Source organism: Priestia sp. FSL P4-0332 (genome assembly GCF_038005845.1).
Classification (GTDB): domain Bacteria; phylum Bacillota; class Bacilli; order Bacillales; family Bacillaceae_H; genus Priestia.
Genome location: NZ_JBBOUA010000009.1, coordinates 1 through 8,965, shown reverse-complemented (window position 1 = coordinate 8,965; position 8,965 = coordinate 1). Strand labels below are relative to the sequence as shown.

At 33.8% G+C, this 8,965-nt stretch carries 10 protein-coding genes; 5 read left to right on the top strand and 5 right to left on the bottom strand.

Features of this window, described 5'->3' with window-relative positions; all coding sequences use genetic code 11:
* The first annotated feature begins 565 nt into the window (after nucleotides 1–565).
* Nucleotides 566–955 (top strand): hypothetical protein, encoded by a 390-nt coding sequence (locus tag MKY06_RS30650; protein ID WP_194758475.1) that lies wholly within the window; start codon nucleotides 566–568, stop codon nucleotides 953–955.
* A gap of 66 nt (nucleotides 956–1,021) precedes the next feature.
* On the top strand, nucleotides 1,022–1,198 hold the full coding sequence (locus MKY06_RS30645; protein WP_194758476.1) for a hypothetical protein: 177 nt from the start codon (nucleotides 1,022–1,024) through the stop codon (nucleotides 1,196–1,198).
* Nucleotides 1,199–1,293: 95 nt separating this feature from the next.
* Here MKY06_RS30645 and MKY06_RS30640 read toward each other — a convergent pair whose 3' ends face one another.
* Entirely contained in the window at nucleotides 1,294–1,608 is a 315-nt protein-coding gene (locus tag MKY06_RS30640) for a hypothetical protein (protein WP_194758477.1), read from the bottom strand.
* Nucleotides 1,609–1,638: 30 nt separating this feature from the next.
* Nucleotides 1,639–2,250: a hypothetical protein gene (locus MKY06_RS30635; RefSeq protein ID WP_194758478.1), complete on the bottom strand. Its 612-nt coding sequence runs from the start codon at nucleotides 2,248–2,250 to the stop codon at nucleotides 1,639–1,641.
* A gap of 250 nt (nucleotides 2,251–2,500) precedes the next feature.
* On the opposite strand from MKY06_RS30635, the gene MKY06_RS30630 reads away from it, so the two are divergent.
* Nucleotides 2,501–2,674, top strand: a complete 174-nt coding sequence (locus MKY06_RS30630; protein ID WP_228541242.1) for an HTH domain-containing protein — start codon at nucleotides 2,501–2,503, stop codon at nucleotides 2,672–2,674.
* Between the two features lie 275 nt (nucleotides 2,675–2,949).
* On the opposite strand, the gene mobQ is transcribed toward MKY06_RS30630, so the two are convergent.
* A complete protein-coding gene (mobQ, locus tag MKY06_RS30625; protein WP_340962393.1) occupies nucleotides 2,950–4,938 on the bottom strand; it encodes a MobQ family relaxase in 1,989 nt (662 codons plus the stop codon).
* 376 nt (nucleotides 4,939–5,314) lie between these two features.
* Here mobQ and MKY06_RS30620 point away from each other — a divergent pair, with 376 nt between their 5' ends.
* On the top strand, nucleotides 5,315–5,626 hold the full coding sequence (locus MKY06_RS30620; RefSeq protein ID WP_088568171.1) for an NIP7 pre-PUA domain-containing protein: 312 nt from the start codon (nucleotides 5,315–5,317) through the stop codon (nucleotides 5,624–5,626).
* A gap of 239 nt (nucleotides 5,627–5,865) precedes the next feature.
* On the opposite strand, the gene MKY06_RS30615 is transcribed toward MKY06_RS30620, so the two are convergent.
* Together MKY06_RS30615 and MKY06_RS30610 are read right to left on the bottom strand one after the other, a co-directional pair.
* Entirely contained in the window at nucleotides 5,866–6,546 is a 681-nt protein-coding gene (locus MKY06_RS30615) for a hypothetical protein (protein WP_194758474.1), read from the bottom strand.
* A gap of 251 nt (nucleotides 6,547–6,797) precedes the next feature.
* Nucleotides 6,798–7,697, bottom strand: a complete 900-nt coding sequence (locus MKY06_RS30610; protein WP_116327463.1) for a transcriptional regulator — start codon at nucleotides 7,695–7,697, stop codon at nucleotides 6,798–6,800.
* A gap of 668 nt (nucleotides 7,698–8,365) precedes the next feature.
* On the opposite strand from MKY06_RS30610, the gene MKY06_RS30605 reads away from it, so the two are divergent.
* A complete protein-coding gene (locus MKY06_RS30605; protein WP_190238279.1) occupies nucleotides 8,366–8,959 on the top strand; it encodes a DUF3967 domain-containing protein in 594 nt (197 codons plus the stop codon).
* Nucleotides 8,960–8,965 lie beyond the last annotated feature (6 nt).

Sequence of the window (8,965 nt, the reverse complement as noted above, 5' to 3'; positions counted from 1 at the left end):
TAGCAAAATGCTAGTACAAGAAAAGCCCTCAAAATTAATTGAGGGCTTTTCTTACATGTGTGGTTGATCATAGCTGTGTTTATAGTTGATAAAAGTGAAATATATACATGTACATATCTAAAGTATCGTATTAGATTGTAATTTGTCCAGTCAAAAGGTAAACAAAATAAAAAGCTGTCTCAACAAAATGAGGCAGCTTTTTATTTACGTTTACGGTTTGAGATAAAAGGTTAACTGGAAAGTCAGCCGGACTGTCACTATAACATATTCCGATAAAAAATCAATTATTTAGAGGTTAAAGCATATGTATAAAAGGTACGCTTTTTATACATATGTCTGCTACTTGGGAATCCAATAAATGCAGTCATATCAGGGATGTATAAAAAGCTGCATAAAGAAGAAACAAGGCCTTATCGAGAACCCTTCTCCCAAGAGGGTTCTTTTTTGGGATGTGTTCCGGAAAGAGTGATTATGTTAACTACCTTTGTATACCATATACAGGGTGAACATATTCTATATACTTGATAAAATGTAATAAAAAGGAGTTTTATTTAGGGGGAGAGAGATGAAAAGGATATTCTTTATTGTTTTTACACTGTTTCTAATGTGCGGGTGCCAAGTTAAAGACAAAGAACCTTTAGTTTTTACAGGAAAAAGCGATAATTGGACAGTAAAAGAGATTGTAAAGCCAAACTCTGACAAAGATAAAGGAGAACCAAAGACTATTAAACTAACTTATACAGGTAAAGATATGAAATCAGTTGGAGAGTTCAGTTTTAAATTAGAAGCACCAAACGGACAATGGGGTGTTTCAATTATAGAGTTAGATAAAGAGGGGAAATTTGAAGAAAAAACTAAAGCAATAGTCAATAGAGAAACGTTAAAATCGGATAAGCCTATAATAATTTTGAAATGGAATGATAAAAAAGAAGAGATTACTTTAAAAAATAAATAAAGTTAAACAATCCTTACTTAACACTGGGCTCCAATTGTTTGTTTAATATTCAAGAGGGGGATATTAATGAAAAAAATATCGAAACATCATGTTGTCCAAAAAAAATACAAAGAAAAAATACAAAACAAACAAGAATCAAACACATATGCCAGAGGTTGGTTCTTGTTCATTTTATTTGCTGTACTTCTCGTTGTAGTAAGTTATTTTTTTGGTGGAACGTTTATGCCTTATCGAACAATGTAGGAAAATAAACGTTAATATTTTTATAATAGTACCTAGAAAATATTTTATGTTAACTAAAAAGCATCTATCTTATATCATAGATAGATGCTTTTTTATTAAAAGAGAATGTAAGCAAATAGAATGTAAAGAAGTATGTAAGCTAAATATAAAACGAAAGGTTTCAATTTTAAGCGATCACAAAAATGTCTCAAATAATGAGGAAGCTTATTTCCTAATTTTAAAATCTGAGCAACTATACAAGCAAAAGCTAGCCCAAGAATAAACTTTAAAATTGTATGATCTGTAAGGTTTTCTATGTAAGGAAATAATTTTGTAACTATAGTGAAAGCTACAAAATATATAAACGTTTCATAAGGTTTATTAAGCTTTTCATTATACTCTTCTTGAGTAGAGGTTTCTATTTGTGTCATTTAAGCTCACTACTTTACATTAGATTTTAATCAATCATACCATTGAGTTACATCATAATATTGTACAGAAATTGGTGTAGTGTAATTACTATTTTTGTAATGAACTAATGTTGCATGATAAACACGTTTTTTCTTAGAAGTAACATAAGAGCTTGTTATCCATGAGCCTACGTATGTTTGCTTAATAACATTAGTCCATTGTGTTATTTTACCAACAACCCATATACCAACAACATTTCCTTTTACAGGGGAAGGTATTTTACTAAGAAGATATGAAGTAATAGCATTTGCTACTTCTTTTTGAGTTTTGTTTGTATAAGTTCTATAGTATGGTTTTACTACTTGAACTTGTCCTGTTCCAGGATCATTAACTTCTACGCTAACATCGTCACTAGGACTTGTAGTCTTGGCTTCCAAAGCTAGTGATTGTACATAAAGTGTTCTTAATTCATCTGTCGTTAATTCGTAATTTCCAGTAAACTCAATTCCATTATAAGTATAAGTATATTCAGGTTCTGTATTTTCTTGATCTAGTTGTGAGGAAACTGATTGTCTAGACTGATTAGACTCTGCAGCAAAAGCTGGTGAAACAAGGCCTAAACAAAGAGTAGATACCATTGAAGTTAAAAGTATTTTCTTCATAAAAAGAACTTTTCCTCCTAAATAAGACAAAAATTTTACTTCAGCGCTAAAGAATAACTAAATACTACCACTCTTTTTACAAAATATGCAATATATTTTCTGAAATTTTAAAAAATTAAGAAAAATAAAATGAACTTTCTGATGGAATGAAGAAAATAGTGATGAAAAAATACAGTATCAAAATAGCAAGAAATATCATCTTGCATTTGAATACTAGTACCATACTCGTAAAACGAAAATGGAGGCTATTATGATGCTGGTAAAAAAGATGTTAAATGCAATTATGTTGAAAGAAATCACCATTAAAGAATTAGCTGATCAGTATGATGTAAGTACTCGTACGATTCAATTAAAGATTAAGAAATTAAGCTATCAATTTTTATTAATCATTATCGGCGCTTCTTGTTTCGGTGGAAGTTGCTAATAACTAAAAATCATTTTACTTTTTAAAAGTTAGCATTATGCTAGCTTTTTTATTTATCTTACAAAGGCTAAGAAGCAACAAAGAATACTGTTAGGGACAGTATTCTTTGTTGCTTCTTGGATGTTATGCAATTGGCTTCTGCTTATCAGTGTCTCAGGGCGTACAAGACACGTTAGATATTTTGCGCTAACTATAGGATTTCAATGCATATTTAAAAGCAATAATCGCTCAACTTTAAGTTGACTTAAATTGCCTTAAGGCAATTAGGGTTCTGTTTAACGAGAAAAGTCGTGACCTTGATCTTTGGATCTATTTATAGTGCTGCTTCTAAATCTTCTAAGCTGTTGTTGCTGCCTTTGCTGCGCTTGCTCTTCGCTACGAGTAGCTTGCTGAATAGCATCAAAGATGCCTGAGATCGTTCCTATGACTTTTTCCTTGGTGTTTATCTGCTTTTCTATAGATGGTATTACATCTTTCTCGAGTTCTTTAATTTCGCCTTGTCGCTTCTCTAAATCATCTGGTCCTTTGTATCCTTTTTCCTTAAGGTTCTCTCTATAATGATTCGCTTCATGCTGTAATTCTTCATAATGCTGACGTGCTTTCTTTGAAACCAAGCGTTTAGCTGCTTCACCAGGGTTATTATTTAGTTCATCAAGTTCTTTTTCCGTTTTTTCAAGGCTTGTAACTTGATTCTTCATCGTATCTAAATAATCTTTTTCTGTTTCGAAAATTTTTATATTTTTCTTTAGTTTGTACAACTCATCTTTTTGATTTTCAATCGCTTTTTCAATGACTTCTAATGTTACTGGCGTCTTTTTGGCCATATCTATATGTTTTTCTAGTTTTAAGGCATTGTCATAGCTCAAGTATTTTCCGGCTGTTTTTAAATCAGGATAATGTGAGCTTACTTCACGAATTTTAGCCATTTTAATGGCTTCTTCTGTTTGTAACAAAGTTTTTGTTTCTACTCGAATCTGTTGCTTCTCATATTTGATTTGATGCAGACGGTTCTCTTTTTGTTGAGAGAACTCTTGATAGCGTTGATAGAATTCTTCTTCGTTTGAAAAACGAAGGGATTCTTTATATTCTTTGATGCTGCTTTCATAGTTTGCTTTATTGCTTTCTAAATCAGAGATTTTATCAAGATAACGACGTTTCATCATATTATTTTCTTTCAGTTTAAACGGATTAAGTGATCCCTTGAGTTCATCTACTTTCTCTTCATTCTGCTTAATTTCACGCTCTAAAGCCCTCACACGGTCATAGTAATTGCTGACGTTAAGGAACTGTTGTTGTTGAACATGGAAATGACGTTCAATTGGGTCGTGACGATCGCTCATTTTGCGTAGTTCTTCATGGCGTTTGTAGATATCGTCTAAGGAAACGATTTGTTGATTTAAAAGAGATGCAGCCTTTTGAATCTGTGTTTTCTCAACAGCTGTAGAGAAGCTAAACTGCTTCTCTTTTTCTTTCATTCTTTGTAGATGAGCTTCTTTTTGACGACGGTAGGTTTGTAAGTCGATAACAACTTGGTTGTATTCTTGACGCTCTCGGTTAACTTGGCCACGCTCGCTTTGCTTTCCTTTCTTCTCCATGTCGTGAGCGACATGGCCTAAATGAATCGTTGGAAGAACTTCAAGACCACGATTCTCATGAGAAAGGTGCGTAATACGTTCATTGCTTTGGGCTTGTTCTAACGCTTCGTTGGCATAGTTTGCCCACTGTTCACGAATGGATAAACAGCCTTCGCTATTTTTGACGTACCCACGATTGTTTTCTTTTGTATTGGCAAAATCAGCGTTCCAGTCACGATTCTTCTTACCGAAACCATTTTCATTAAGATTTCTCATAGTTAACATGATGTGGGCATGAGGGTTATTTGCATCATCGCGATGAATAGCGATATCAGCAATCATTCCTTTTTGAACAAACTCGTTTTGAACAAAAGATTGAATGAGTTCTTTTTGCTGGTCATGATTCAGTTCAATTGGCAAAGCAATATTTAATTCGCGTGCAAGTTGTGAGTCTTTGCGCTTTTCCACTTTTTCAACCTCATTCCATAAACGGTTCCGATCTTTCATCCACTCTGGTGCATTAGAAGGAGTCAGAATCATGTTTTCTGGTTGGACATTACGAGCATAAAATTTTTGCTCGTCTGTGCGTTCATCATGTAGTTTTTCGCCACTGCGATAAGCAGCTGCAGCAACAGCCGATTGGCCTTTTGAACGGCTGATGATTTGCATCGATAGATGGTAAATTGCCATGATTCTTTCCTCCTTTCTTGAGAATGGGTTTGTGTTTTTGGAATAAGTTGATGAGAGCACAAGGTGCGCTAATCAACGCTTTAGATGAAATCAGCATCATGAACACCAAAGGTGTCAGATGGTGGTTTCATCTTTGCCGATAGGCAAACAGGTTTTATGAAATTCGCCATCTAGGCGAATGGGTCTTTGGTTTTGTCTTTTCGTTCCGAAGGAACCGCACACATCGGTACGATGTATAAGTGCGCCCTTTTCTCTTCGATCTAAGGGAATTATACCATATCCTGGTGAGAGAATCTATGCTAAGGATACCAATTTATCTCAATTTTTGATATAATCAAAACAAACATTAGAGAACAGAAAAAGGAGATGGGATTGGGTGTCAAAGAAGCGAACAGATGAAGAAATTCTTCAGGAGCTAGAAGAGAAAATTGAGAAGATGAAAGCGAAGAAACAACAAGTTGAAGCGCGTAAAAAAGAAAAAGAGAGAAAAGAGAGAACAAGACGACTGATTCAAGTCGGCGCGATTTTTGAGAAATACTTTGAAATTCAGAGTGAAGAAGAAGCAGAAAAGATTGCCAAAGCTTTGCAATCTTATGTAGGGAAAAATAAAGATAAGATTTTGCATCATGATGTGGTTGTTACACAGAAAAACAACGCATCCAAGGAAGTAGCATCGACAAAAGAATAAATGGTTTGTCTTTGTTACATTTTACATAAAAAGAAATAGAAAAACGTATAGGTTCCTAGCGCAAACATTTGACTATCATTTTTACTAACCCACGAGGGATGTAGCCAACTTGCAACAGATCTTTGGCCACTCGGTACCATCTGTTACGCTGCGTTATATTGGTGTCGATGATGACATGATTGATCGAACATTAAAGGTTTTTTCGTTATAGCGAAGGTATAATGGCGGCCAACTAACTTTTAGTTGGCCGTTTCTCTTACTCTATTTTCAGCATGCTCAAAGTAGTTCTGTAATGCTTCGTAGCTTTGTTCAAACTTTTTCTTTATGAGCTTGATTGAAAAAACAGGCTCTAAGTTCCAATTTTGTTTCCCATCAACACGAATTTTTCCGAATTCACGCTTCTTATAAACTTTAACAGATTCTAATGTTTCGAGTGCTGGGAAGATACCTTTCATAAGGTCATATGGTATATACATGATAAATAAAGGACGTTTATCTTTCTCACCGTATTGATCTAATACAGCTAATGAATACAGCGTATAAAAATGTTCTTCTCTTTTTTTACAGTTTTCACATGCTTGCAAAAATTCCTGATTTCGGTTTAGAAAATGGTGCACATTTACGTTTTTTCGTTTCATCATGCCGTAATGGCGATAGCATAGCTTATTGGAGAAACCGGGGATGTATTTTCGTAATTGTGTATATTGACTTTGAGATAAAAGCTGCATACCTTTCCTTTTAATCGCAAACAATTCTTCTCGCTTTTCTTCGCTCTTATTTGCAGCATAGTAACTTAGCCAATATGTCCAATACGCTAACTTACCAACTAAAAATAATTCTTCACTTTCCTTTCGCCATGTCTTTTGTAAGGTTAGATAGTCCTCTTTGTACCCTTTAATAGCATCATGCTTTTGTTCCATCCTATTACCCCTCTTTCCGTTTATTTCTCTCTTTTTCTATAGGATTATAGTAGCAAAATCATTTTAAAAATTCCTGATTTCTTTCCTTTCTATTACCCTGTTCCTTTTCATTCAACTCTTCCGGCTTTTCTTGTCATAATTGGATAGAATCATATCACTATTAATCTATCTAATTATGACAAGCTACTTTCTTAATAATCTACAGTCTATAGACAAAAACAGCATAAAAAACAGCATACAAGTTAGACTGATTACGCGTCTAAATCTAAAAAATTATAGAATAACGGATTAGATTTATTCTTTTGAACTTCTCTTCTACGTTCAGCAGCAAATAAACCTCTTAAAGTCCCGAAAAAATAGGCTTCAAAGGTTGTTTTTATTCGATTTCTTTTATAAGCAAAGACCGTTTCTTTAAATGCTTGAACAGCAATTGATACTAATTCCTCAATAGGCTTCTCTAGACGGCTTATTTTGTGTGCTAAGCGTACTTTCCCCCATAAGTGATAAATATCATCTGCATAGTTAAAAAACGGCTGTACGGCTTCTTTAAATGGTGTTGGAATAAAAGACGGTAGATAATCCGTTGAAAGCTTTATATCTATGTCTTTACGTATGTATTTATTTAAATCTTTTAAAGTTAAATTATAGGTAGGGATTTTTTTTGCCTCTTCATCCTTACTCTCACAAGGGGTTTCATCATTTTCTGCTTCAACATCTGCTTCAACATGAGAAGTCAAATCGAGCTGTAAAAAGTTTACCCAGTACTCGAAGTAAGGGTGGTTAACAAATAAGTGTACAGGATTCCCTTTGCCGTTATTACGAGGGCAACGTCGATAGACAGTTACAATTTGCCCTTGTTCTCGTAACTCTTTTATGTGACGGTCAATGGTTCCTTTGGATTTTTCATAGGTTTTACCTAAATATGTACTGCCAGGAAAGCAAAAGCCTTTCTCTGCACCTAACCAGCATAGCCGATCTAAAGCTTTTCTTGTTCCATCATGTAGACGATAGTATTTATCACCATAGAGATGAATAATTTCTTTGAGTAATTTTCGTTTCATAGATTGATGTTGAGGGCGATTTTCTGTATAGCTTTCGTAGGCTTGCATGTGGTTAAACTCTTCCGTAGTAAGTATGCGGCTAATTGTCATTGGTTCATCTTCTCCTTTTAGGAACAAAAAAAGACATTGTCTCCCTTAACAAGGAAAACAATGTCTTTTTTTGTGATGAACTAAGCCCTTGAAATAGATGTCAATTTCGTATAAAATAAAACCATAAGTTTTATCTTATCGATAATGAAACTATTAACAAGAGACTTCGACAGGTGTTTTCCCTAGGTGGTTTAGGGGGAACGGTCTAAGGGTGCAGCTAACACTCCTTAAACACGTTGAAGTCTTTTTTCTATTCCGTCCATTTTTGTTAATTCTATTATACCTTCTAGTAATCTGATAATTCAATGGAAAATAGTAATATAAACCAAAAAAAGAAAGCTCCATCGTAATGGAGCTTTCTTTTTTTGGTTTATATGGGTTAATAGTTTAATTTGAGTTTTTATCTTTTTCTCGTTAGAGAAATAAAAAGTCTGAAAAATCCCCATAAAGGTGTTTAAAAGTTTTTAACAAAATGGAGAACAAGTGCTGTTCTTGATGAGAACAAGCCAAAAAATACTGTATGGCCGCCATTGCTTAATAGCTATCCTCATGCTAATTTCATATGTTATTTAAAGAATAAGGAGGAGAATATTATTCTAAATCGAAAACACTGTTAAAATAGCCTATATACTAAATAATTGTTTATGTTAAGAATAGGTGGTGAACATATGTCTCAACAAGTAAATGAAATGGTCTATTTAGGTGGCGAAGTAACAAAATCATTAGGAATAGCTCGTAGTTCTCTTACAAAATATTGTATTGCTTTAGAAAATAAAGACTACAAGTTCATCAGAGGATCTAATAACTCTAGAGCATTTAGAAGTAAAGATCTTGTCTTGCTACAAAGAATGAAAGATCTAGTACAAGACAAAGGTATGACTATGGAAACGGCTGTAAATGTAGTATTATCAATGCTTCCAGAAGAAGAGAGAACAGGTGCTGTTCTCGACGAGAACAAGGTGATTTCTTCCGAAACTACATCTAAAGAACAAGAAGAGAATACTCAAATTTCTCTTCTTATCGATAAATTAGAATATCTTGATGAGATATCTGATAGATTAAATTCGATGGAAAAAGAGCTTAAGGATATTAAAGTCCAAAATAAAATTTTACAGGATCAAAACGATGAATTAAAAACAACTGTTGAAACAAGTTCAAGCAAAAGAGATGAAAATCTTTTATCACTGATTCGTGAAGTTCAAGATACAAAAAAAATGATAGCAGCTTCTCAAGAAAAAAAGTGGTGGGAATTTTGGAAATGAGAAAGC